Annotated in this window: 17 protein-coding genes; 10 read left to right on the top strand and 7 right to left on the bottom strand. The window is 45.9% G+C overall.

Going from position 1 to position 26,977, the window contains the following annotated elements; genetic code table 11:
• Positions 1-273: 273 nt before the first annotated feature.
• Positions 274-1,773 (top strand): DUF1800 domain-containing protein, encoded by a 1,500-nt coding sequence (locus C9I99_RS01960; protein ID WP_107347161.1) that lies wholly within the window; start codon positions 274-276, stop codon positions 1,771-1,773.
• A gap of 5 nt (positions 1,774-1,778) precedes the next feature.
• Complete coding sequence (locus C9I99_RS01955; protein ID WP_107347160.1) at positions 1,779-3,548, top strand: DUF1501 domain-containing protein; 1,770 nt, start codon at positions 1,779-1,781, stop codon at positions 3,546-3,548.
• Between the two features lie 37 nt (positions 3,549-3,585).
• Here the strand turns inward: C9I99_RS01955 and C9I99_RS01950 are convergent, their stop codons facing one another.
• Both C9I99_RS01950 and C9I99_RS01945 read right to left on the bottom strand, forming a co-directional pair.
• Positions 3,586-4,554, bottom strand: a complete 969-nt coding sequence (locus C9I99_RS01950) for a DUF4382 domain-containing protein (RefSeq protein ID WP_107347159.1) — start codon at positions 4,552-4,554, stop codon at positions 3,586-3,588.
• 203 nt (positions 4,555-4,757) lie between these two features.
• Complete coding sequence (locus tag C9I99_RS01945) at positions 4,758-5,606, bottom strand: MBL fold metallo-hydrolase (RefSeq protein ID WP_243734280.1); 849 nt, start codon at positions 5,604-5,606, stop codon at positions 4,758-4,760.
• A gap of 176 nt (positions 5,607-5,782) precedes the next feature.
• On the opposite strand from C9I99_RS01945, the gene C9I99_RS01940 reads away from it, so the two are divergent.
• On the top strand, positions 5,783-6,574 hold the full coding sequence (locus C9I99_RS01940) for an AraC family transcriptional regulator (RefSeq protein WP_107347157.1): 792 nt from the start codon (positions 5,783-5,785) through the stop codon (positions 6,572-6,574).
• A 110-nt stretch (positions 6,575-6,684) separates the two neighbouring features.
• The gene (locus C9I99_RS01935; protein WP_107347156.1) at positions 6,685-7,623 is read left to right on the top strand and encodes a DUF3179 domain-containing protein; all 939 of its coding nucleotides are present in this window, start codon (positions 6,685-6,687) and stop codon (positions 7,621-7,623) included.
• Positions 7,624-8,163: 540 nt separating this feature from the next.
• On the opposite strand, the gene iadA is transcribed toward C9I99_RS01935, so the two are convergent.
• Together iadA and C9I99_RS01925 are read right to left on the bottom strand one after the other, a co-directional pair.
• The gene (gene iadA / locus C9I99_RS01930) at positions 8,164-9,315 is read right to left on the bottom strand and encodes a beta-aspartyl-peptidase (protein WP_107347155.1); all 1,152 of its coding nucleotides are present in this window, start codon (positions 9,313-9,315) and stop codon (positions 8,164-8,166) included.
• 278 nt (positions 9,316-9,593) lie between these two features.
• Complete coding sequence (locus C9I99_RS01925; RefSeq protein WP_107347154.1) at positions 9,594-15,038, bottom strand: tandem-95 repeat protein; 5,445 nt, start codon at positions 15,036-15,038, stop codon at positions 9,594-9,596.
• Between the two features lie 306 nt (positions 15,039-15,344).
• On the opposite strand from C9I99_RS01925, the gene C9I99_RS01920 reads away from it, so the two are divergent.
• Genes C9I99_RS01920 through C9I99_RS01895 form a run of 6 tightly spaced genes read left to right on the top strand, consistent with a single transcriptional unit; the run spans position 15,345 to position 24,420 of the window.
• The gene (locus C9I99_RS01920) at positions 15,345-15,677 is read left to right on the top strand and encodes an Hpt domain-containing protein (protein WP_107347153.1); all 333 of its coding nucleotides are present in this window, start codon (positions 15,345-15,347) and stop codon (positions 15,675-15,677) included.
• 41 nt (positions 15,678-15,718) lie between these two features.
• Positions 15,719-17,056 (top strand): HlyD family type I secretion periplasmic adaptor subunit, encoded by a 1,338-nt coding sequence (locus C9I99_RS01915; protein WP_107347152.1) that lies wholly within the window; start codon positions 15,719-15,721, stop codon positions 17,054-17,056.
• 6 nt (positions 17,057-17,062) lie between these two features.
• A complete protein-coding gene (locus C9I99_RS01910) occupies positions 17,063-19,285 on the top strand; it encodes an ATP-binding response regulator (RefSeq protein WP_243734279.1) in 2,223 nt (740 codons plus the stop codon).
• Positions 19,286-19,319: 34 nt separating this feature from the next.
• Positions 19,320-20,663, top strand: a complete 1,344-nt coding sequence (locus tag C9I99_RS01905) for a TolC family protein (protein WP_243734278.1) — start codon at positions 19,320-19,322, stop codon at positions 20,661-20,663.
• 11 nt (positions 20,664-20,674) lie between these two features.
• A complete protein-coding gene (locus C9I99_RS01900) occupies positions 20,675-22,282 on the top strand; it encodes an ABC transporter transmembrane domain-containing protein (RefSeq protein ID WP_107347149.1) in 1,608 nt (535 codons plus the stop codon).
• On the top strand, positions 22,279-24,420 hold the full coding sequence (locus tag C9I99_RS01895; protein WP_107347148.1) for an ATP-binding cassette domain-containing protein: 2,142 nt from the start codon (positions 22,279-22,281) through the stop codon (positions 24,418-24,420). The genes C9I99_RS01900 and C9I99_RS01895 overlap by 4 nt, the downstream gene beginning before the upstream one ends.
• Before the next feature lie 59 nt (positions 24,421-24,479).
• Here the strand turns inward: C9I99_RS01895 and C9I99_RS01890 are convergent, their stop codons facing one another.
• From C9I99_RS01890 to C9I99_RS01880, 3 genes are read right to left on the bottom strand one after another with little or no spacing between them, the layout of a single operon-like run.
• Complete coding sequence (locus C9I99_RS01890; protein WP_107347147.1) at positions 24,480-25,205, bottom strand: 3-ketoacyl-ACP reductase FabG2; 726 nt, start codon at positions 25,203-25,205, stop codon at positions 24,480-24,482.
• The gene (locus tag C9I99_RS01885; RefSeq protein ID WP_107347146.1) at positions 25,202-25,666 is read right to left on the bottom strand and encodes a hotdog family protein; all 465 of its coding nucleotides are present in this window, start codon (positions 25,664-25,666) and stop codon (positions 25,202-25,204) included. The genes C9I99_RS01890 and C9I99_RS01885 overlap by 4 nt, the downstream gene beginning before the upstream one ends.
• A complete protein-coding gene (locus C9I99_RS01880; protein WP_107347145.1) occupies positions 25,659-26,891 on the bottom strand; it encodes a beta-ketoacyl-[acyl-carrier-protein] synthase family protein in 1,233 nt (410 codons plus the stop codon). The genes C9I99_RS01885 and C9I99_RS01880 overlap by 8 nt, the downstream gene beginning before the upstream one ends.
• Positions 26,892-26,977 lie beyond the last annotated feature (86 nt).

Below are 26,977 nucleotides of genomic sequence, written 5' to 3'. Positions count from 1 at the left end.
TCCCACACACACACAAACAGATAATAACGTCAAAATATATGCATAACTACGGATAAACCACCGACAATAAGTCACCAAGTGCATATTGATGTAACTGTTTTGCAAAATGCACATATTTCTTATTATTTGACTACATTTCAAGGCATTTCATTACCACCTGCCACAGCATCATAAATTTAAATAAAACACGCCAAAATATTCCCACACCAAATATATCACTTCCAAACTTGATGTACCTGCAACAGAGAACTCTTCATCACAAGGTGAGCATCTATGGAAGGATTAACATACCGACAAGCATCCAGATTCTTGGACATGGCTACAATGGGGATAAAAAAAGGCGAGGTAGAAGAATTCCTCACTCTCGATAACCGTACCAATTGGATTAACAGCCAACTTTCTGAACCATACGAAAGCCACAGAGAACGTACACTTTACCAAGCACAACAACGTGGAAATGCCGTGACAACTCAAGAAATGCGAGTTTGCGCATGGTTTGATATTGCTTTATGGGAGGGAGCGCAATTACGCCAGCGCATGGCCTTTGCACTGAGCCAGATCTTAGTCGTTGGCGATCGTGATGCCCAGCTCACCTCATACCCTGAAGGAATGGCTCATTATTACGATATCCTGACCCAGTACGCCTTCAGCGATTATAAGACCCTGCTTTATCACGTTACCCGCTCTCCGATCATGGGGCATTTCCTCACCATGGTGGGTAATCTCCCCAAGAGCCACACCGGGGTGAACCCCGATCAAAACTATGCCCGAGAAATCATGCAGCTCTTTACCATTGGCTTGGAGCAACTCAATGTAGACGGGACACCCAAACTTGATGGTAACAACCAGCCAATTCCAACCTATGATGACAATGATATAGAGAATATGGCTCGTGTTTTCACCGGGTGGTTCATGGATGGCAGTAGCATGGAAAATCCGATGATTGCCTATGATGACTCCCATGATATGCAAGCCAAAACGGTGCTTGGCACACCGCTTCCTGAAGGCGTGGGTGCTGAGGCTGAGCTCGATCAAGTACTCGATCTGCTCGTCAACCACCCTAATACAGCACCCTTTATCAGTACCCTATTAATCAAACGCTTTGTTACCTCTAATCCAAGGCCTGAATATGTGGCTAGGGTGGCTTCCGTTTTTCGCAATACAGGAGGTAACCTCGGCGAAGTCATCACAGCGATCCTGACCGACAGTGAAGTGCTGAAAGAAAACGACCTGCATGTCGCCAAAGTACGTGAGCCTATCTTGGCAATGACATACCTTTATCGTGCTCTTGATGCTAAACCAGGCAATAATGGTTTAATCTCCTTCAATGCAATGTTGTATAAAGAGACTTTCAATCAATATCCCCTTGGCTCACCTTCAGTTTTTAACTTCTATTCACCCGATCATCTGCCAAGTGGCGAATTAGAAAGTAACAACCTCGCATCCCCCGAATTGGAGATCATTGACTGGAATCAGGTGATCAAACTAAGCAATATCGCGTGGAAGGTACTCCAAGACAATGGTTATAAGACCAGCTCTAACAGCAAACAAGAACTCTATCCGGTTGTCAGCGACTTTATAGCCGCAAGCAATGATTATGCATCACTCTCAAACCTGATAGCCAACCGTTTCCTAAAAGGTGAAATGCCCGCCGATCTTGCCCCAAGGCTAGAAGGTCTATGGAATGCTAAAAACAGTAATAACAAACCTTATGCTGTCGCCGCCATGCTATACCTCGCATTCATTTCACCCAGCTTTATGGTTCAGGAGTAAGCCTTATGAACTTATCAAGACGCGACTTTCTTAAAACGGCTGCCGTTACTTCTTCAGCCACAGCATTGCCCCTATCGCTGACCTTGCCCACACAAGCGTTAGCCAATGGTGCCGATGACTACAAAGCAATTGTCTGCCTTTTTCTTTTTGGCGGAAATGACTCTTTCAACATGGTTGTCCCAGCATCTGGAGCAAACTACGATAATTATGTCAGTGCTCGACCGGATATCCACCTCAGCACTACCGCTATAGCTCCAATGCCGGGCTTTACGGCGGAAAACGGGCAAGCGATTACGCTTAATGGCAACATGCCGGAACTTGCGCAGCTAATAATGGAAGGTAATGCAACAACCGTTGTTAATGTTGGTACACTTATCGAACCAACAACCAAAAGCAACCTAAGTTCTGTTAAGACCCCCCCTAATCTTGGTGCCCACAATAAGCAACAACTTGCTTGGCAAAGAAGCTGGGATACCGGTCAATATCATCCATACGGGTGGGCAGGCATGATGATGGATCTTCTCGCTTCTGGCGCTGAGGTCGTGTCACCAAGTATGTCCTTCAGTGGCAATGAGTTAATGAATAGCCAAACCGGTACCGATCTTCGTATTAGTGCTGATGGACTGCGCGCAATGTCACCCTTGGCCATTAACTCTATCAATAACAACGTACAGAAGCTCCTTGATAACAACACGGCTTCCCTTTTTGGCAAAAGTTACTTACAGCGCTTTCAGGATATTATTGATTTTCAGAGTTCATTGAGTAATACACTCGATCAATATCCTGAAGACGAAACTATTCCCGCTAGCTATTTAGGGGGGCAATTCAGAATGGTTAAGCGCCTGATTCAATCCAGCACCAACCTTAACCAAGGCCGCCAAGTCTTTTTTGTCTCGATTGGCGGCTTTGATAATCACAGTAACCAACGTGGCAAGCATGACAGTATTCTTGCGCAAATAGATTCCGCATTGAGTGCATTCTATCGTTCACTCGAAGCCGATCAGCTGCATGATAAAGTCACAACGTTTACTATGTCTGATTTCGGGCGAACCATTGAGAATAACAGTAATCGCGGTACTGACCATGGCTGGGGGAGTAACCAACTTATTGTCGGAGGACAAGTAAACGGTGGTAAAGCTTACGGCCAGTACCCAGAGTTTATTCGTGACGGTGCTGATGCTAACGGCAACAAATTCATCCCTTCTACATCATCAGAGCAATTAGCGGCGACCCTATGTAAATGGTTCGGCCTTTCTGATAATAGCGTCGACTATATATTCCCGAGCCTAAGCCCAGCAAATACCAATTCTTTCCCCAGTCGATATTTGAGCTTTTTGGGTGAGGTAACGCCACCACCAGCGATACCCGTCAAACTGGCGATTGCAGGTGTTTCTGCCTCAGTGACCCGGGTCGACCATACACCAGAAATGGCCGTTGATGGAGACAGCGCTTCAAAATGGACGGCAAAAGGGTTAGGTATCACCTATACGCTTGAACTGGCTACCTCGGCGACGCTGAGTGACATTAAATGGTCTCAAGCCAAAGGTAATATCCGGCAGTACTTCGTTAACATTGCAGTCAGTAGCGATGGCGTGAATTACTCGGGTATTTCTAGTGTGGTGACGCCTGGAACAACGGTCGGCCTTGTCAGTAACCCAGTGAATGCTAATAACGTGAAGTATGTTCAGCTAACTTGTAACGGAAATAATGACCCTGATAATTCTACTCTGCGAACTTGGAATAATTTCCAAGAAATAGAGATATGGGGAAATTAGAAGAGAAAATAAAAAAGGGCCTTAAGGCCCTTTCTTTTTATAGACTAAAATCGAAGATTTTTTCTTGCATTTTATCTAATGTAATTTCGAAACGTTGAGTTTCAGGGTTTGCAATTTTAATGTCACTATCATATTGAACAGGGTCATCGTCTACTGCATTACAGGTAAACGCAACGGTATAGTCACCTGCAGGAATAAAACCAAACGCATAGTCACCATCCTGGTCAACAGGTGCTGATGCGTAAGGCGAAATAGAACTTTCTGGTGGATAATTACCATCAAAATCAACATCAAACGGATCATGGTTATCCACTAACAAATAATTATCTAACCCGTGTGCTGGGTAAAGGTATACAAAATTACCCGTGTCATAATCGCAACCTTCACCCGCATCAAACAGATCCAAGGCTACCCTTCCCCAAAGCGATGCCGCTTCTCGGTTGTCTACAATTTTCACACCATGTGGTTTTAGGTTGTAACCATTTTTACCAGCGTTTCCGCGCTCTACTAGCGATTGGCGAAGGTCAAATTCGATGGTGAAGCCTTGGACCGTATTATCATCTTCTGGAATGACTTCAAAACCACCAAGCTTCAATTTATTGCTAGGAATCTTAAGGTCATACTCACCGGAGGTTTCATCATCCTTTACCCAGTTCATATCGCCAGCTTTGGTATGAACAATCATCTCCTTGTAAACACCGGCTGGCAGCGTGTGTTCTGTGATAATCAATGCCGCATCTGTGCCTTGATAGTCAAGCAAGTCGATTTGCTGGTACTCATTACCTTCATCATCTTTATCCACTTCAATGAGGTAAGTGTTGCCATTTTTATGCTTAAGCTCAAGTTTATCAAACGCTACCACCACTTCAGACATAGTATCAACTGGCGCATCGGATACACTGAAAGAAACTTTGGCATATTGGGTCGAATCGTTACTGCTGTCACTTCCACACGCGGAAAGCAAGGTTGCTACTGCTAGTACAGGTAGGGTTTTATAAATTGACATGATGGTCTCCATTTCTGGAGGCCATTTTATGCATCTGAAGCTAGCAACTCAATAAAACAAAGCTGAATTGACAATTAACTGACATATTATTTTTAACATATTCAATGATAAGAACTATATTCTTACCCCCTATCATAAAAATACCATATAAAATAACCATACCTCGAAATACAAATAATTAGGCACCCCACCTGCTAACGATGTCAAAATGTCTTCGATATGGGTATTTTTATAAACGCTTTGGGTAATTGGCCAGCCCTGATATTTACTTGAATAGCAGGATACAATAATTTGGGTACATTCAATTGTTTATCGCGCTCAGAGCGAAACTGAACAAACTCACGTTCTGGTGTGTCACCTGTGATGTGAATATTGTCTGCTTTACTCACTCCCACGGTGGTTTGGTATTGCAACTCCCTACCACCAGGCTGATAGTCGTGACAAACGAAGATTCGTGTAGAGTCAGGCAACGCGTAAATTCTTTGTATGCTGGCGAACAGCTGTTTTGCGTCTCCTCCAGGGAAATCACAGCGTGCTGAACCAAAGTCTGGCATAAATAAGGTATCACCAATAAACGCATCTTCATCCACAAGGTAGGTGACACTGTCACTGGTGTGACCCGGCGTTTCTAGCACTTCAGCCGTTAACATACCAACTGAGAATTCTTCTTTGTCTTGAAAACGATGATCAAAACTATTGCGAGATTGAACACCATCGTCATCCATTACCAGTATTGATTCAAAGGTAGCCTGTACATCAACGATGTGGCCACCGGCAGCAATCACCCCACCTAATTTAGATTTTATGTAACTGGCTGCCGTTAAGTGATCAGCATGGGCGTGAGTCTCTAAGATCCAATCGAGAGTGAGCTGGTTTGACCTTATAAAATCAATGATTTGATCCGCGAACTCTGTACTCACAATGCCAGATGACAAATCAAAATCCAAAACGCTATCAATCACCGCGCAATGCCCACCCGTCATATCATAAACGACATAGCTAAGTGTTGATGTCGGCTTATGAAAAAAAGCCTCAATAATAGCTGTCATCATCTACCTCCCAGCCAATAAGATGTAATTAGTGTCAACGAATCTAGTCACTATACTGTATATTTTAGCTAGGTTTAGAAACTACCTTGTTCTTAGCACACAACATGATGTAATCATTGCCTTCCATATCTACGGGGTTTACTGTATGTCCACCAAGTGACCCTGCCTAAGCCCTAGCAATGAATAAGATCTATCAGCCGCTTTTTGATAACGATAACCCTCCCGCTGAGGTATTTTTTGGTCATGAAGTATTTTTACCCAATACGACGACGCCAAGCCACAGCCACCCGTGGGGGCAACTCCAGATAATCAACGGCGGCATTCTGGAGCTTAGGGCTGAAAAAAAGCGATTTCTATCCCCATCGCAGTATGCAGTGTGGGTACCGGCCGGTATCGAGCATGAGAGCTTTATGCGGCGCAGCCTGAATTATTGTTCGATGAATATTACCCATCCTCTGGCTTCCCCACTTCCAAGTTATCCATGCTTGCTGGAGGTCAGTCCAATCATGGAAGCTATCATCAACGACCTGAAAGCCCGACAACTGACTTTACCTGAGTCAGAACAGGACAAAAGGCTGGTGAATGTCTTGCTTGATCAAGTCTACCAAGCCAAAGAGCATGAGCAATTTCTCCCGACCAGTAACGACAAACTCCTCAAGCCTATCCTTAATGAACTAGAGCGCCAACCGATGTCAGAAAAGACGTTGAAGGACTGGGCCCAAGTGCTTCATACCACAGAGCGAACATTGGCCAGACACTGCCAGGACAAGCTTGGGATGAGCTTTACTGAATGGCGACAACGGCGTAAGTTCCTATATTCTTTGCATTTGCTAAGGAAGGGGGCTTCTGTCAAAGAGATTGCATTAACCCTTGGCTATCATCAAGCTTCACCATTTATCACATTATTCAAGCGCCATGCGCAATGTACGCCAGAGCAATACCGCCAGCGCTTCTTTGCTAGTAAAGAATAATCACTAACTATAACTCAGACACTTCAAGGTGCTTGGATGTAAAACTCTCGGGTATTGAAATATTCTCTCTTCACTGCGGTCTGTATATCTGAAGCGCGTTGGAGGGGTTGATGAAACAGCTTATTGCTTTTCTTTTATATGGACTTATCTTCACTCTGCCGTTAAGTATGCAAGCAGCATCGCTTAACGGCTTTAATTTATCTAACGCATCTGTTCCTATCGAGCAGATCATGTCTGGCGGGCCGGGGAAGGACGGGATTCCTGCTATTCTTCACCCCCATTTTGTCTCTGCCAAACAAGCCAGTTTCATGGCAGCAAGCGATCCTATACTCGGCATTGAAATCAAAGGGAAATACCGTGCTTATCCTATTAAGATCCTTAACTGGCATGAAGTCGTTAATGATCACATAGATGGAAAACGTTTTATTGTCAGTTATTGCCCGCTTTGTGGATCGGGAATGGCTTTTTCTTCCACCGTGAATAACCGACATCTCACATTTGGTGTATCAGGCTTGCTCTATAATTCCGACGTTTTACTGTATGACCACCAAACAGAGTCTTTGTGGTCACAAATCAAGGGGGCTGCAGTTTCTGGCCAATTCAAAGGGGAAATCTTAACCCAATATCCTCTAACATTGACACGCTGGGGAAAGTGGCAACAACAGCACCCACACACAGACGTGTTATCGACACATACAGGCTATCAACGCAACTACCAGCACGACCCCTATGCAGGATACAGCCGTACGCCACGCCTCTACTTCCCTGTCGCCAACCAAGCGCCATCTATCTACAGTTCCAAAGATACCGTCATGGGATATAAAGGACAAAACGGGGTCATCGCTTTCCCGTTTGCAGAGTTGAGGAAACAGGGAAAATCCCAGTTCACCTATCGCTTTGAACAGCAAAACCTCACCATTTACTGGGATGATAAAATTCAATCTGCCCACATAACAAACCACCAAGGGCAAGAACTCCCCAGCACGTTGTTATATTGGTTCGCTTGGTATGCCTTTTATCCAGACACTCACATATACAAGGCCCGCTGAAGTATTCATGGTGTTAGAACGATTCAAACCTGTCATGGTCAGTTTATCCAATATAAACAGCCGATTAACTCTTTTATAACCACTAAAAGGTTAAAAAATCACCAACCCATAAGCACCAGCGCCCATAAAAACATCAAACACAGTTGCATATCACAAAAACAGAACACACAGCAGCGCTTTACTTTGAATTACAAGCAATAAACTAGATAATAACACCACAAAAACGTCAATAAGCTAGGTAATACAACTATGATCGATATGATTTTTCCTGCATTGTTCTTATCAACGGTGATCGGGTTTAGCCTATGGGGCTGGACACAAGTCTTCCGCGTGGTATTCCGGTTTTAATACTAACCTCACCCACTGAAGCCTTCAGAACCATTGCTCAACAAAAACAAAAACGAAGAAAAAATAAGCCAGCATACATGCTGGCTTATTCATCTATGGTCACGGTGCTCTATTCTGTGCATAAGCGTCAAGCTATACAACCTTGAGCTAGATTTATTAGCGAAATATTACTCTACTTGAAGGTATTTAAAATCATTCTTCAAAATTACCGATAACAAGCTGTTCTCGACCTAGAATAATCGCTTTACCCATCGAAAATGCGGAATCCACAACAAAGTTGTCATCCAGTAGCAGGAAATCAGCATCAGAGTTAACGGACAATTGACCTTTATTGATACCCAATGATTGAGCGACATTTTGTGACATCATCGCACTTGCCTGGCCAACGTCTAGACCACGGTCTATTAGCGTACGAAGCAACTGGATATTCGAATCAACGGCAGCGGCTGTTATCGTTATCATTTCACCTGCATCATTAAATTGTGGCAAGCTACCATTACCATCAGAACTAACAGTGATACGCTTTGATGGTACCCCAGACTCCAAAGCCGCAAAGACAGCTTCACCGGGGTCAGTGAAAGCACAGCTGCCACCTGAGGTGATATCCATCACCCCACCAGCTGTTGCAAACTTCACCGCCTCTTCAAATAAAGGGATCGTTCTTGCAACATGGGTAGGAGAAAAATTACTGTGAGGAATACCTCGCTCAATTAACTCATTGATTTGCTTGAAAGGGTCAGACAGTCCCCCCATGTGCATATGGAGAACCCCTTTTTTACCTGCTAGCATTGCTCCCATGCGTACATCAGAGGTAATCCGCAATAGTTCTTCTGTCGTCGGGAAAGAGCCCCGATGATCAGCAATAGCAATTTTAACCCCGAGTACAGGCTCAAGAAAAACAAGATCATCTCGAATGCTGTTGGTTAAAGTAACCGTCGGCACTTGATAAGAGCCAGTATGCATCCAGGCAGAGAGACCTTCAGCACGTAATCCCATAACCTTAGCAAACAGATCTTGTGGTGAACGTGTTGAGCCATCAGTGCCCATTACACCAACAACTGAGGTGACACCGGCTTTAATCAGTTTAGAAAATGTGATTGATGGTGTACGACTACTAAAGCCACCTTCCCCCCCGCCACCAGTTAAATGTACATGCTGATCGATGATGCCAGGGATCATCAGTTTACCAGTAGCATCCACAATTTTGACTTCAGTTCCAAGGCTACTGACATTAATACTATCTTCAATTGCTACAATTTTGTTACCTGCGACTAATACGTCTTTTCTACCCAGAGAAGATGGAGCATAAACATTGGCACTTTTGATCAGAGTAAGGCTTGTCATTCTTTGGTTTCCCATATTGAAATTTCTAAGTGCATCACAATTTATTTTTATATTTCATCACTTATATTTATCATTATTATTTAACCAAGATATTGTGAAATGCCAAATATGGCTTCACCATGCAAAAAATGCATAGCGCGGCCAATAAGTGCTTTTATTGAGTTGTTCGTTTTAATTGTATTTCAGCCTGTATCATTCTTTTAGAAAGCATCACTATAAAAATAAGCCAGCATCGCTGCTGGCTTGAACTTATCTAAGTACATTTATGACAGCTATAGCTACATATTCTCATCCATTATTGGGGTATCATCCTGTTGCGATCCTGACGAATCATTATCATACGATGAGCTATCATCCATCACATCAACACCTTGATTGCTGTTATCCCCTTGGGTCCAATCGTCATTTTGTCCGTTCTCATCTTGCATCGCTGGTTGATTAGCATTCTTACCCTGATTTCCTTGCATTGCATGCTCGTCATCAACATCAATCGTCACGGTTGCCGATGCCCCTTCAACAACCGCACCGAGATCGGTTTGCCCTTCAAACTGAATCGTCGCCTCACCTTCAAATTCATCTGATAACTTCATCAGAAGCGGCTTGGATAGGTTACCACTAACCGTGTAGGAGCCATCACTGTTTAGTAATGCATTGGCAATCGTTGCCCCGTCAGGAAGTTCACTGATTTCGACCTGTGTCACATCAGGGTTTTCTGCCACATCATCAGGGATCTCGAAATGAACATTGTTGCCCGGAGCTGCTGTAAGATCACTTTCACCTCCAGCATCATCACTATCCGAACTGTCGCTGTTATCTGAAGCGTCTTCGTTAATCGTGGTTTGGGTATCAACATGCTGTTGTGAGTCGCCATCAAGTTTTGCTGACTTAGAACTCGCTTCAAGGTCTTGATACTCATCAACATCAAGAGTGATCTGATGAACGGAAGTTGCATCCCCGTCAATTGATGTGACTTCGAGTGGCAATTGACCGGTAAAGTCATCATCACTCCAGAACACCCAACCATCCCCCTCTTCAATTACCGTGCCTTGTTCACCATGGTAATCAACGGCAGTGATTGTCGATTCATCCCCTAAGTTTAACGCTGCCAATAAATCATCCTGAGTCAGTTCCAATGATCCCATTTCATTAAGCGTGAAATCTGAGGCTTCCGGTTCGGCAACATTAACATTGAAATGCGTTTGGATACTGTTCTCACCGTCAGTGGCAACAAAAGCTATTTGCGCTTGTCCAGCAAAGCCTTCTGCTGGCGAGAAAGTGTACTGCCCCTCGCTATTTGTTTCCAACACGCCTTGTCCACCAACCAATTGGACTGATTCAATGGTTAGATCGTCATTATCTGCATCAGTTAGCTGAGCAAGCATATCGGTATCGGAGAAGGCCAAATCATTACCCGCCCCAAGCTCGGTGGTAACAATGGCATCAACCGTTGGTGCGGAGTTATCCGCATTTGCACCCGTTTCTGCGGCAACAACAGCAATACTACTTTGAACATCGACCAAACTGCCGTTGTGTTCCACCTGATAAGCAAAATCAACCTGTCCTTCAAAGCTCTCTGCTGGGGTAAATGACCATGTGCCATCGCCATTATCAACCAGCTCACCTTGAGAGCGGTCAATGAGGTGGACGCCTTGAACTTCATCACCATCAGCAGCCTCTAATCCCTCAGCCATGCCTAGCAAATCTTCCATTGTCAGCACTAGAGTTTCACCCTGAGTAGCATCAAAGTCAGCATAGGCTTCTGTTGATTCTGGCAACGTATTGGACGACTCATCACCGTAGTCTGCAGTAGTCGCAGAAACGGTAATGAAGAAACTACCGGTAAAATCAGCTGGCGGAGTGAGTGATAAATCATCGAAACTCCAAGTCGTCACATCAACGACCTGCCCTGGCTCGGTGATTGTGATAGTGTTCTCCCCATCAGTAACGACAAAACCGACAGGGAAACCGGTAATCACTAGATGACTCAATTGCTCGGAAGCATCGAGCATATCAACATTCAGCCCCAGCAAACCGGTAGTATCTTCATCAAAGACTAGTGGTCCCTCATGATCTGTGGTGATCACTGCCCCATCAGCGACCGGACGGATATAAACAGGCATATCCAACACGGTTGTCGCACCACTAGGATCGCTCACTTCGATCTGAAGTTCAGCGGTACCGGCATAATTGTCAGATGGCGTATAGGTCCAGCTTCCGTCCTCATTTTGCTCGACTTCGCCGGCATCTTCACCGTCAACGGTAATGACGCGAGAAACAACCAACTCATCACCATCAACATCGCCGAATAAGTCGAGCATATCTTCTGCTCTAAAAGTGAAGCCACCGTCTTCATATGTGGTTAAATGGGCATTACCGCCATTGAACGGTGCATCATTGACCGGCATAACGTCAACTTTGAGGGCACCATCAACAATGTTTTCACCATCTGAGATTGAGTAATCCAACTCTATCAGGCCATTAAAATCAGGCGGTGTGATCAGGTGGTACATCCCATCTTGTTGCAGTTGCAAATTGCCATTTGGTGGCTGCTTCAACGACAAACTTTCGAGTGTAAGGTCATCGCCATCGGCATCAGTCGCTTGGCTTAAAATGAACGCAGGGTCAATTTCCAGCACCTGATCTTCATCGACATCCAATTTCAGCGTCGGTGCAACAGGCAAATCTTCGACCGGCTTAACATCGACGGCAACCGTCGCCGTATCAAATGAGCCATTACCATCGGTTACTGTGTAGGTAAATGACGCAGGCCCGTTGTAATCAACATCAGGGGTGAAAACGACGTTGCCGTCTTCATCCAATTCGACGGTACCGTGTGTATCCTCTGTTGCCTCGACGGCGGTAATAGATAATATATCGCCGTCAGCATCTGTATCATTAACGAGTAAATCTGCGGGGTTGATAACTAGCTGGCCATCTTCGTCAACCTCGATAGCGCGACTGGTAATACCCTCTTGTACCTCTACCAACTGCTCTGTGACATCCATAGCCTGATCGGAAGTACTATGGTTTAGAACCAGCGAAAGCGTATTGATGATCTCGCTGCCATCGCCCTGAATAGTTGTCATCTGAATATCTTCAGACATGGTGCGGGACACCGTCATATTCTGGACAACGTACGTCCCCTTTCCGCCTTCAGTACCTAAGGTGAAGTGATGCACTAGTACATCCGTTGTGAAGGCGTACGTATCCTGTAACTCACCTGACTCTCGGAAGCCACCTTGAGAGTCAATCAAGTTACCCTCAGCGTCATAAGCCTGAATTATCACTTCTGTCGCTTTACTGCTGCTTTCGTCGAAATAGCCACCGAGACCGTCTAATTGGAAGGTAATTTGATTAACATCCTCCCCTTCTACAGTTACAGTCAGGTATTCATCTTCACTCAACCCGTTGCGAGTATTATTTCCGATACCAGCACCAATTTGGCTGCCTGCACCATTCCACGCCGCTAAATCGCCTGAATTAACCTCAGTTGTAATCGTGACACCGTCTTCCTGATAAATCGCAGTATTGCCGTCTACCGTCCCCCAATCTTCGACCTTGGCTGTGCCATCAAATACCGAGGTTGAGGTGTCGCTATCGAAACTCCCTACACGAATATCTCGGGTTCCGGATTGCACCTCTTCGGTATCAGGTACGAACTGCACTTGGGCATCGGCAGGGTATTCTTGGCCAACGACCATATCTTCCCACTCACCCTCAGCATTAATACACTGCACCGAACCATGTTCTGGTGCAGCATCAAGGCGGATCTGCGGTGCTTGCGCGGACATGCTGCTGTCATCCGCGGCAACAACCTCGTCATTAACCGCATTGATAGTCAGATCTAAACCAGTCGAGACGGTCTCTAGGCCATCGGTAACATCAAAGGTCAGATTGAGTTCACCATTGAAGTTCTCATCAGGAGTGATGGTGTAGGAGCCATCGTCGTTTCTTTCAACGTCACCAGCCCCTTCAAGCTGAAGGTTTTCCGCCGTCAGCTTGTCGCCGTCAACATCTGTGGCATTGGCCAATAACTGATCTTGACTCAATGTGATAGTGCCATCTTCATCAATGGTATAAGTGAGGTTTTCGCTCACCAGTGGCACATCATTGACAGCTTCGACATCCAAAGTGCCCGAAGCTGGCGTTACCGCCCCATCGTTATCGTCAACTTCGAAAGTGAACGGCACATCACCGTTCAAGTCGGCTTTTGGTGTAAAGGTGAAAGTACCATCTTGGTTATCTTCTAGGGTGCCGTACTGCGGGTCAATTTGCAGATTAACGGCGGTCAGGTCACTGCTATCCACATCGCTGGCGTTTTGCAGCAGCATAGCCTGAGTAAAGGTAATGGCGGTATCTTCGGTACCATCGATATTGGTTTCGTTAACCACAGCGGCATCATTCTGTGGTGTAACATCAACAGAAACAGTTGCGGTATCAAAAGAGCCGTTTCCGTCGGTAACCGTATACGTAAATGACGCAGGACCGTTGTAATCAGCATCCGGTGTAAACACCACGTTGCCGTTTTCATCCAGCTCGACAGTACCGTGAGTATCATCTGTCGCTTCAACGCCAGTAATGGTCAACTCGTCACCATCGACATCGGTATCATTAGCCAATAAATCGGATGGGCTGATAATTAGCTGACCATCTTCTTCGACCTCAATCGCACTAGGCTCAGCAACAGCACTGAAGGTAGCAATACTTGGTGCATCGCTACCAGGAAGACTACTGTCATCTTCCGCGACCACGGCATCATTAACGGCTGCAACCTGTAGTGTTGCCCCTGAAGCGACCTGACTGCCTTGTCCATCAGTCACATCAAATGTTACCGATAAGTCGCCATTTACATCCTGATCCGGCGTGATAACGAATGACCTTTCTCCAGTTTCCGGATCGACTTGTGTGGTATAGCTTGCACCGGCAATATTCAGGTTAATAACCGATAGCTCATCACCATCAACATCGCTGGCGTTGGCCAACAACTCCGCTTCAGTGATGACAATATCGGTATCTTCCTGAGTACCAAACTGCAATGGGGCCGTAGTATCAATTTCCACATCATCATTAACATTGTCTACTTGAATTTCAAAAGTCTCAGAAACAGTTTCAGTATCAAAATCACCGTCGCCAACCAGTTCTTTAGTGGTTGCATCAGCAACGTCAACTTGGAAAGTTTCACTGCTTGTTTCAGTATCGAATACTGTGGGCTCAACGCTTTGGCCCGAGGCCGTAGGATCACTGCTACCCGTCAATTGATCTTGCGAGCTTTGTTCGTTTGGTTGTTGGCTGCCTCGGTTTTGTCCTTCGCCATCAAGGGGGGATTGCGACCTTGGTTGAGCGTCCCCACCTACTGACTGGGGAGCCCCGCCATCCTCAACATTACCGTCATCTTGCAGCGCTTCACCGCCCTGAGCACTCGAGTCTGAATTGCCAGAATGTTTGTGGCTTCCATTATTTCCACCAGTATCGGAGGCTTCTGCACCTAGATGACCGCCTGCGTCTTCATTATTGCCTTGATTTGATTCAGGCGAATTATTGTTAACTTGATCATTCTGTTCAGCGGCATCAGCCCCGGTAGCCGTTGTGGCCGCCATCGTATTTTGCTGATTTTGCCTGTCTTGGGCACGATGCTCATCAGTATTACCATCAGGTGTCGCATTATGCTCTACCGCATCATTGAGAGGGTTATTTTTATCCTGCTGTTGATTGTCCTGAGCCATGATTAGCCTCCGTCCCCATGTCAGTTATTCTGTACAAAAAAAGAACTCTCTAACTCTATGGATACATTCAATTGAGTAAAAACAGCAAATGATTAACCTTAGTTTTTCAAATGATTAGGAAAACAGAGAGATAACGCACACTTAACGTAAATTTCATCAGTACTTTATGATGAGATATTGATCAACAAATCAAATATTCAATAACACAATCACCTTGTATTCCTGTTCAAGCTAGACCATACATTATTAGTATCAAACTTTGTTTTTTCAGTTACTTGGGTGTAACAACAGCTAAGGGTTAGATAAATGATAGATTACAACGCATTTACCGACGCAATGGATGGCGATGAAGAGATGATGTCTATGATCATTGACCTTTATGGTGCGGAACACGGTGAGGATATCGAACTGATCACAGGATTATATGCTAACAACAATATTGATGGTTTATATCAAGCCGTTCACTCTTTGAAAGGTGTCCTGCTCACCTTATGTGAAGACGATGCTTCACAACAACTAGAAACCATTGAGCGACTGTGCAAACAAGGGCAACTGCCAGGCAAAGATCTCATAGACAATGCACTGACTGAAGTTGCCAACGTCAATTCTCAAGTCAAATCTTTGCCACTGGCAAATTAATACGGCGGCAGGATACGGCATTGCTTCAGGGAGCCGATGCAATGGGAATAGAGAAACATATCAAGTATGCGCTCGTAGAGGCAAAATTCAGCCAAGATGCAAACAACGACGATATCTTGTATATCCAAAGTGCAATGACAACTGTACATAAGTCTTTGCTGCTACTGTTTGTTGTTGTGATGCTGCTGATTATATTAGCCGCACAGGCGAAGGTAGATATTGTGGTTTCTTCTCGTGGTGAGGTACTGCTTGATTCTGATATTGAGCGTGTCCAGCATCTTGAGGGAGGGATACTTGATACCATGCTGGTTCAATCCGGTGATTATGTTTACGCCGGACAACCTATTGCCCAGTTACGTTCGGTCGATAGAAATACCCAGCTTGAGTCTGCAACACTCGACATCGCCAGCCTTGAAATGGATATCATCCGTTACGTGGCGCTCATTCACGACGCCGAACCGGACTATTCGGCTTACTCAGCTTTCCCACTGCTGGTGACTCAATACAATGAATCTTGGCAAAGAGAATTTCAGAAAAACAATTCCAACCAAGCACTTATCGCTCTGGATATTGAACATAAGCAAAAGCTGATCAATTCAATGGAAAAACGCATCGCCAGTTCGCGTAAGCAACTGGGTCTGATTGAAAAACAGCTAAACATCAAAGAAACGCTCTACAAAGAGGAAATGGCTTCTTATATTGATGTGCTTAACATGCAAGTGCAGCAGGCCAATATGGCCAGGGAGATTGAAAACTTATCAGAAGCCGTCATGAACGAGACATTTCAGTTTGCTCGGTTAGAGAAGCAACAGAAAGACACCGTTGCGAGTCGAAATGCCGGTTATCAAGCCCAGATTAACCAACTGGAAAAAGATCTTTCCCTCAAGAAAGCCCAGCTTCCTCAGCACACCGATAAAGTTGAACGCTTGACGGTCTACTCCCCTATCGATGGCATTGTCGATAAAATTCATTTTAATTTCAAATCTGCTGTGATCCCTGCAAACGAGAGCATCGCCGATATTTCACCTATCCATAATACCTTGCACGCTGAAGCGAAAATCGCCAAAAAAGACTTGGGTTTTGTCGAAGTCGGCCAAGAGGTCAAACTCAAATTTGATACCTACAATTTTGCCAAGTATGGCTTTATCAGCGGTACGATCAATTCCATCAGTCGCTCGTCTTACAAGGAAGAAGACAATGAGTTTTATATTGCCAAGATTGCCATTGAGAAAGACTTCCTAGAAAACGGCGGAGCGACATACACCTTGTCACCTTATATGGAATTTACAGCCGACATTAAAACAGGTTCACGCTACGCCATTGATTACGCCTTGAAGCCTGTGGTCAGCGCCATGGAAGATGCATTTGACGAGAGGTAAGCTGCAGTGAAATTATCAAGGAAGACCACAGTTCGATTTATCGCCACACTAATGGCCGTAGGTGTAATTAGCCAAATAATCATTGGTCTGCAGTGGCATAACCAAACGACCGAATATAGCAAGATGTTACATTCAGAACTGGTGAGCAGCAGCCATCAACTGACCCGGACAACCCAAGCACTACTGACAACGATTAGCCGTTCGCAAGTTGATACGTTGCAAAAAGAGATTGCGCACTTTAAACGGGTAGCATCAGCGGAGAAAGCTAAAATCAGCTTGGTCGGTAATGTACTCTACCCCCAGCTTGAGCTTGCTATTGCCAAGTTCAACGCCAATAGCGACTACCAACAACTGCAGAATACGCTGGTTCAGCTGCTGCCAGCCCTACAAGCATCACAGCAAAACTTGATAGCTGCTATCAACAATGATGCTCAGCAAGCCCAGCAAACCCTTTTTTTCCGTTCAATGACTGTTTTCCTCGTTTTCAACCTCGCGCTTTGCGCTCTCTTGTTACTCGTTGCGACAGCGACGAAACGCAAGGGCACCCAATCTAAACAGGCGCAATCTGGTGTCAGTGAGCTGGCCAGCCAACTTGAGCACATCTCAGCCCATGAGATCACTGAAATACTCAACGATATCAATACCCCTCCCGAACAGAGACGCATTTTTTCCAACCTCTCAACCATGTACCAGGATGTCGAGCAGCAAAAACGCAATGCCGACCTATACCGTCAGCTGTATGCCTTGATTGGTTACGAAATTCGCGGCATGACCAACACAATCCAAGGTGGGGTGCGGCTTATCGCCCAAGAAGCGGGCGAAAATGGAGCGGTATTGGCTCGTGATATCACCCTCGCCACCAATACCTTATCTGAATTAGCAGATAACTATAATCGCCTGATCTCCGGAGGGAACAGTACAGCCTCGGGAAATGTTACCTTCCTGCCTTTGATGTCGGAGTTACTGGTCCACCTCAGTGCGAAAACCCAGCACTCACAGCGTCATTTGGAATGCCATTTAGGCAGCCACTTACCCGGTGACATTGAAGGCAACCCAACGAGTTTATTCTGGGTACTTTTTTTGCAACTTTCTAATGCCATATCAGCCCAGAATGAACCGCATATTTTATTCCATATTCATACCGAAGCGGCCAATGAGGTAGAGCAATCCAGGCTGGTTTTTGAAATCGTTTTCCTGCCTACCAACGCAGTAAACCTCCACGATATAAAAAGCGCCGATTGGCAACTCGTCGACGAGAAAAGTGGTATTAATGATGAGTGGTCAAAGGCGATCCTCACCAAAGTGACCCGTTTTGAGTCTGCTTGGCTGAGATCCACTTTAATCCTTCCACAGCAGGATAATAACCAAGACCAACAACAAACAAGCATGGAAAAGCTCCGTATTGGTATTGATATTACGCCTAAAAGCTTCCATCACGTTGAGCGCTCACTTGAAAACAAGCACTTGATGATCTGTACCGATTCCCAGCTTCAAATCGACATAATGTCCAAGATGCTTGCGCAATATGGCGCAACGATTGAAATTATCCGTTCGGCCAACGCTATTTTTAAATCGTTAACTCGGATCAACGATTTCGACGGGATCATCATTACCGACACCATCAAGGGCATTCAATTGAAGTCCTTTTGCAAAACCTTGCATTCTAGGCTGAAGAAGAGCACCAAAACTAAACTCTTTTTAGCCGCTTCTGAGTCAAGCACTGTACAAGATACCCATGAGTATGTTGACCGTGTCTTCTTTACCCCTTTCGTCGCTCATGAACTTATCCCCAATCTCACTGAGGCCATGCAAGCAACAGAAGAAACCAACGAAAAAGCACAAAATGCTTTCCTTATTGTTGAAGATGACAAAGTTCAGCAGTTTTTATTGAAAAAACTGCTTAGCAAGCAAGGCTATGACGCTCATACCGTGAGCGATGGTGCACAAGCCGTGGAGTACATGAAAGAGCACGGTGCGGACATCGTCTTTATGGATTGTATTATGCCCGGTATGGGCGGTATTGAAGCCACTAAACTCATCCGCCAACGGGAGCAAGACTTGGACGTCTTCCACCCCGCCACGATTATTGGCGCGACCGCACTGACCAGTGCCAGCGAACACAAGTCATGTATTGAAGCAGGAATGGACTATGTCATCAGTAAGCCATATAAAAGTGATGAAATTATCAAAGTTATTAAAAAATACATGGCGATTAAGAAGATCTGCTAATTCTGCAAGCGCATTGCTAGTAGCCTCAGTATGTGTGTCGCTAGGAGTTACGGCACATGCCGCCGATCTACTCAATGTGGTTGATGTAGCATTGCAGCGCAATCTGTCATTAAGTAGTGCCCAAACAAATTTGGCTTCAACTGAATATGAGCTGGATATTAATCGAGGGAACTTCTTGCCTTCGCTGAATGTGTCAGCCAATACCAACTGGAATGACGGTACAACCCATCAATACAACGGTGCCAATACCCGCAATAGCTACAACAATCACGGCGTGAACGTTACCTTAACCCAAAGCCTTTTGGATCTCGGGAACATCTATTCGCACAGAAGTACCCAGACCGATATTGATATCGAATCGCTCAGGACGGAACAAACCCGGCAGAAAATTATCCGCCAAGCCGCTACCGCCTATTTCGAATATTTAAAAAACCGAGCCCAGATCCGAGCAACTCAAGCTGAATTGGAATCATCTGAATCCCGGCTGACGCTGATCAGCCGCAACATTGAATTAGGGAATGTGGCAGGCACCGAACGTTATGAAGTGCTAGCGCAAAAAGAAAGAACAGCTAACAGCTTACGTACCCTAAGGAAGGATCAGCGCATCATACTCAACGACCTTGCCAATATTGTTCAACAGCCGCTCAAACCAGGCTTCGATCTGCAATCAAGCATACAATTTGAAGCCATTTCACCGGGCCGTCAGACTGAGCTCAACAATATTATGTACTCGTCCGATCTCAGCTTGTTAATTGCCAAGCAAGCGGTCAACAAAAGCCGTCAGGTATTAAAACAAACCGGCGCGACTTTCGCCCCCTCTGTTAAAGGCAGCATTGGCTATACCTATGACGATACCAATGATGCATCAGCCAAGCTTTATCCTGACAAAGGTGTCACAGAAGAAACGGTATACACCCTCACTCTAGATGTACCTATTTTGAATGGCGGCCGTGATTACTACCGTTATCAACAAAATAAAGTTGATATTGACCGAACGGAAATCGACCTACAAGATAGCAAAAACCTCAGTCAGCAGCAGTTCGAAGAGTTTATATACAGCATCAATGACTTTTCGGCATCGCTCTCCAGCCTGACGACGATAATTCAAGCCAACTACGCCTCGTATATCGGTATCCAAAAAGCTCATAAGTTAGGCACCCGCACCATTACAGACCTGCTTTCAGCTGAGAGTAAGTTGTATAGCAGTATCCGAGATTACGAAAGTGCCCGGTATGACTATGTCATCAACCTCATTCAGCTCAACGAACGGATCGGTAACCTCAATATGGCCACGGTCGGCAAAATCGCCGAGCAGATGTCACCGATGAATGACAACAGTTCCCAATCGCCTATTCCACTTCACCTGATGGCCCAATGACGGAGTAAGTAATGAAAAGCCAACCATTTACTCGTAAAATCAGTCCATTGGACAAATTGTATTTGTTGTTCTCAACCTTGATGACCACCCTGTTGGGCTTGGTGCTGCCTTTTTCGATCCTGATCATTTTTGATCGTATCTTGCCAAACCAGTCAACCCATTCACTGATGCTGCTGTTTGCCATCATTTTGATTGCCATTTTTCTCGACTACCAACTCAAGCGGCAAGAAGAGCATTTAGTCTCGGTAATCATGAAGCACTTTGAAGGCCAGTTGACCAATCGGGTTTTCTTGGCCATCTGTGCTGCCAATATAGAGCGTTTCAACCAACGGGAAATGGGGGAATATTTAGAGCGCATCGCCACCATTTCCGATATTAAGCAGTTTTTCGGCGGTGAAACCATAAAAGCCATGATCAACGCTGGCACCAGTGCCATCACAGTATTGATTATTCTGCTGATCAACGTCTGGGCGGGGTTAGCACTCATTGCAGCATCGACCGTACTGTTTTTTGCTGCTCGCCATTTATCACAGCGCCGTGTCGACGTGCTTTCTCAACGCTCAGATATCGAGGGCCTGACTAATTCCAAAATTATCGAGATCGTTTCAAATCCATTGGATATCAAAAGTCGCACCATGGAGTACCGTATCGAAAGTGTGATGGTCGAAATGATCGGTGAGCGGGAAGACCAAAGTATTACCTATGAACGCCTGGAGTCGTCATTCAATTTAATCCTCAACGTGATCCAACAACTTTCAGTCGCCATTGTCGTCGTTCTGTGTGCATTAGCGGTCATCAACATGGAAATTAGCCAAGGAGTCATGGCTGCCGTCATTCTGCTTACCAACCGCTACTTCGCCCCCTACCAACAAGTGATGCGTACACTTAGCCGCTGGAGAACCAATCAACTCAACGTTAAACGCATCGCTGAGGTGCTCGAACTTGAATCACTCAATCATGCTTCGCATGCTGAGAAAACCATCAACACTATATCGATCACGCCAATAAACAGTAATGTAACAACGGGTACCCCAGCGATGTCTTTTGCAACCGGTGAGATCAATCTGCTTACAGGCTCTAGTGGCAGTGGTAAAAGCCACCTCTTGCGATGCCTTACCCGTGATAGCCACGATGATAACCTGGCTTTTATCATCAACGACAAGCTAGCTGATGAGATTGACTACGCAAAATGGCGTCACAACGTTATCAAGGTCGACAAGCACTCCGCGTTGGTCGAAGGAACAATCATTGACAATCTCACCTGCTTCCAACCTCACCTGAATAGTGCGGCCTTTTCACTCTGTGAAAACCTCGCAATAAAACATAAAATTGATGGCCTTAAAAACGGTTTCTATACCAAGATTTCAAGCCATAGCCAGCTGCCGTTCTCACGCCAAGTTCGGTTTGCTTTGCTCATCGTTAGGGCGTTGTTGAGTAATAAGCCCGTATTGCTTATCGACGACATTGATATGGTGTATGACGAGCAATTTGCTCGCTTGCTACTCGCCTGTATCACTCCGAAAGCCAACAACTTCATCTGCATTATAGTCAGCAACAAATTGGGGCAACTCGATCCCGGTTTGGTTCGCCACAAACTTGTATCTAGGGTTGCCGCATGAGTGTATTAATTGATTTCAGCAATATCGAAGAACGACTGGGCGACTTCGGCTCTGCCAAGTTCGGGGAACGATACAAAGCGTCTCCGGCATTGCTTGGTTTGGCCTATACCTTAGTCACACTGCAGTGGGAGGGTACCCCGGAGATCCTCAGTGATGCTTTTGCCCCAAGAAGTCAGGATATCGACAGTTTTGCCGCCACCCTGTCACGGCTTGATTATGAGTGTGATGTTCGGCAACTAACCACCATGCATCAGCTTAAGAGCGTCTCAACCCCCGCTTTTGTCCAGTTCGATAACGTCTGCACCATTTTCCTCGGCATTGAAAACGGTCAAGCTAAACTGTTTGATTACCGCAACAATATTGTCATTGAACACCCGCTGACAAACGACAGCTGCACGGTATGCGAGATTTCAAACTACTCGAAAATATTTCGAGAGCCGCCACCGGAATCGCAGGACAAATCTAACTGGATAAAATATGCGTTCTATCGTTACAACAATGAAATCAAGAGTCTGCTTCTACTGAGCTTAATCATTAATGTGCTCGGTGCAATGCAACCGTTCTTTATCATGGGGGTCTACAGTTTTGCGTTAAGCTCGGGCTCAGAATCAACGTTATTCTGGCTTACCGGATTTGCGGTTTTTCTTGCGCTTTCTGAGTACGCTTTCAAACGGATGCGGATGAATATCTTGGCAACATCAGGCAAGGATCTCGCTACCCATATATCGCGCAATGTCATCAGTAAGTTGTTATGGCTCCCCTACTCCATGACGTCATCTGCCGGTGTATCTTCTCAGCTGGCAAGACTGAAAGATATCGACCAGTTCAGGAAACTGGTTACCGCTGAGTCTTCGCTCAGCTATTTCGATATGCCATTTGTGATCATCTTTATTATGGCTATTACTATTATCTCGGGCACTGCGGCGCTCACCGTGCTGGCGGGAATTGCACTGATGCTTTTTTTCTGTGTCTACGCTCGCTACATCTACAACCAAGCTACCTCAAGAAGCTCCCGAGCCAACGCCATGGTGTCTTATCAATGGAATGAATTGCTAAGAAGTATCAGCAGTATTCAGGGGCTTCCGCTCATCAGGGTGATCCGCTCACGCTTCCAAGCCGCCCATGAGCAAAGTTTGGAGGATGCAAAAGGCGTTTCGGTAACCAATGGTAAGATCCAAGCAATGGGCCAAGGCTTGATACAGGCGATAGGTACAGCCAGTATTGTCACTGCGGTTATTGGCGTGATGGCAGGAGAAACCGATGCCGGAGCTATGTTGGCGATCATCATCTTGGTCTGGAAGGCCCTGGGGCCAATTATGGGGATCTATAATGCGATCACCAAATTCAAGACCATTAAATCTGCCAGTACACAGATCAATGCGTTGATGTCACTCAACGATGATCGTCATTCATTGGAAAGCAGCCCGCCAATCCGCCAGTTTAAAGGAAACATCACGATTTCCGGCCTTACCCACCGATATCAAGGAGCGGCAACGGGGCTCACCAACTTGGCCTTCACCGCCCAACCCGGCGATAAAATTTCGATTTCCGGTGGCTCAGGCTCAGGGAAAACCACCTTACTGTCCATTTTGGCCGGACTCGAAGAGCGCTATCAGGGGAATGTTTTACTGGACGGATACAACATCAAACAATTCAATAATTACCGATATAGAAAAGCCATTAACTACATTCCATTTGAGCTGCATATCTTCGATGGCACACTGGAATCCAACTTCATCATTCATGACGGCGTCATTTCTACTGCGCAGATGAAGGAAACCGTTGAGTTTTTCGACCTGCACCCTTGGCTGCCTGATGGACTGCAAACACAAATGTCGTCGGAGTTTGTCCAGCAACTGCCCAATGGTGTCCAGCAATTACTACGAATGGCTCTGGGACTTGGCAGCTGTGACCAAGGGATCATTATTATCGACGAACCGTTTGTAGGCGGAGAGAAGGAATTCACCAAGTACATCAACAAGCTGTTTACTGAAAAACTCGCCGATGCCACGGTGATCTATACCACCAATGACAAAGCCTATATTGCAGCATCCACCAGCTGCCTATTGCTTGACAATGAGGGGGCGCAAAAGTATTTCGGCTTCCCTGACAAAGTCATTCAGACGATGAAGGGGTAGTCTGCAACGATCAACAGGCTATTTTTTGCTGCCAGTACTACCCTCTGTTACATCACGTGTCATATTAAACCGCCATTAACTGAGATAACCTGCCGAGTGATATAGTTAGCCCTATCCGACATGAGATAGCTCACCAGCCCCGCAACGTCTTCCGGCTCGCCCATCCTACGCATGGGCACCTGAGGTAGCGCGTGCTGTTTTACCGTTTCATCAACCATGCCGGTGTCAATGAGCCCAGGGGCAACACAGTTGGCGGTGATATTGCGTTTTGCAAGCTCAAGCGCTAGAGACTTTGTTGCGCCGATGACCCCGGCTTTCGCTGCACTGTAATTTGTCTGACCGCGGTTCCCCATAATGCCCGATACCGAAGCTACCGTGATAATTCGTCCCCCTTTACGCAATCGTACCATCGGCATTACGCAAGGGTGCAATACGTTGTAAAAACTATCTAGGTTGGTATGGATAACCCCATCCCACTCTTCTGCCGTCATCGCAGGGAATGCCGTATCACGAGTAATCCCCGCATTACTGACTACACCATAATAAGCCCCATTCTGTGCAATATCCTGCTCAATCTGTTCTCTGCATTGTTCGCGATCACTGATATCAAATGGCAGTAATCTTCCGTTGCCGCCGGCAGTCACGATTTCTTGCAAGGTGGCGGCAGCACCGGCTTCATCGCTCATATAATGGACGACGATAGAAAAGCCATCTTTGGCAAGCTGCGTTGCAATCGCACGTCCGATTCCCTTACTCGCACCAGTCACTAAAACTTGTCTCGTCATGAATGGGACCTCTCTAACATTTGCTCTAATTTTTCCGGGCTAGGGACAAAAACATTCAGTTGGCTGGAGGCAATAACCGTCCCTTGATGTTCAATGCGACAAGAAAATACCGCCATACTTTTATTCTCCATAATTTGTTCGGTATAGATGTCCAGCACCTCATTTTCGTCAAAACTACTACGAATCGCTTGGTAACGGCGGCTCCCCAACAAGAAACCGATAGGCGAGCTATCCCCCTGTATCCATGAGTGATAACCAGACCAACCCGCAACAGTTTGAGCCATGAACTCAATACCGACGTAACCGGGGACACTGCGCGTCTTTCGGCAAAAATACGGGCAGCGCTCAGAAATAGTAACGCGGCAATGGGCGTAAGTATCACCCACATCGACCAGTTCATCGACAAGCGCCATAGGTGGATCGTGGGGCAACAACTGATGTATGTGCGGAATTTTAGTCATGCGCATATCCAAAAATCAGACTGATGTTGTTGCCACCGAAGGCAAATGAATTACTCAGGATCGCGGCCGGTTCAAGCGACATACCCGCTGTCACGGTGGTGATAGGCGCAAGTTGTTGATCGGTAATACCATGATTGACCGGTAGGGGTAAGTCGAGCCGATAACGCAATATATGCCAGCAAATCGCCGCCTCTACCGCTCCGGCAGCACCAAGCGTATGGCCGGTAAGCGGCTTGGTTGAGCTAACAGGCACCTTGTCTTGAAATACCCTAAAGATCGCTTTCGCTTCCATCGCATCATTAAGCGGTGTGGCAGTACCGTGCGCATTGATGTAGCCAATGTCTTGTGGGGAAATTCCAGCATCTTTCAATGCATTTCTCATTGCCGCCTCCGCCCCCTCTCCTTCTGGGTGCGGTGCCGAGATATGATGGGCATCCGAGCTTTCACCTCCGCCTAAAAAAGCAATAGGAGGAACGGCATCATCACAAACTGAATCACTGGCGCTTAGGGATAACAACATGAAAGACGCCCCCTCCCCAATATTGATACCTTGCCTTTTTTCGCTGAATGGGAGGCATAAGGTATTTGATAATGCCTCCAAGCCATTGAAGCCATTTAGGGTTAACTTGCATAGTGAATCAGCACCACCGACTACGACAGCATCGACAATACCAGCATTGAGAAGGCGCCTAGCCGAGAGGAAAACCCGTCCACTGGATGAGCAAGCCGTCGATACAGTGTAAACAGGACCGTGAACTCGTAAGTAATCCGCCACAAATTCTCCCAAATTCCCTACCTCTTGCTGCTGATAGTGGTAGCTTGGCGGGAATTGCCCCTCCTTGAGATAGTCACTAAGGGCCTCTTCGCCAGTGGCAATACCGGACGTACTGGTTCCGACCACCACCGCGACACGTTCGGCACCATACTTTGCGATGGCCTGCCTAACTGACGGTTCAATCTGTTGAAGTGCTGACAGCGCAAGTTGGTTGTTGCTCGTATCATGCTGATTAATGTGCTCAGGAATAACGGGCTTATCCCCCATGGCTTTACCTACTACGGTCTCTGAGCCATTGTTCAACCAACCCGACACAGCCAGCATATCAGGCGACTTACCCGCTTGGAGCCGGGCGTGTATTTGTGCGTGGCTCGAACCCAATGCTGAGTGAAAGCCACAGCTATGAATATAGACTGGTGCAGAGCGGTAATTTGATAAAGCTATTGTCATCGTGAAACCTCACATCCTTACTGAATATAAGATATTGTTTTTATTTATATAAAGCACTTATTCTGTACCTAAGCAGGTTGTCAATC

The sequence above is a fragment of the Photobacterium lutimaris genome (assembly GCF_003025555.1).
Lineage (GTDB): Bacteria > Pseudomonadota > Gammaproteobacteria > Enterobacterales > Vibrionaceae > Photobacterium > Photobacterium lutimaris.
The sequence above is the reverse complement of the archived record's forward strand: the minus strand, read 5'-3'. Positions and strand labels throughout refer to the sequence as shown.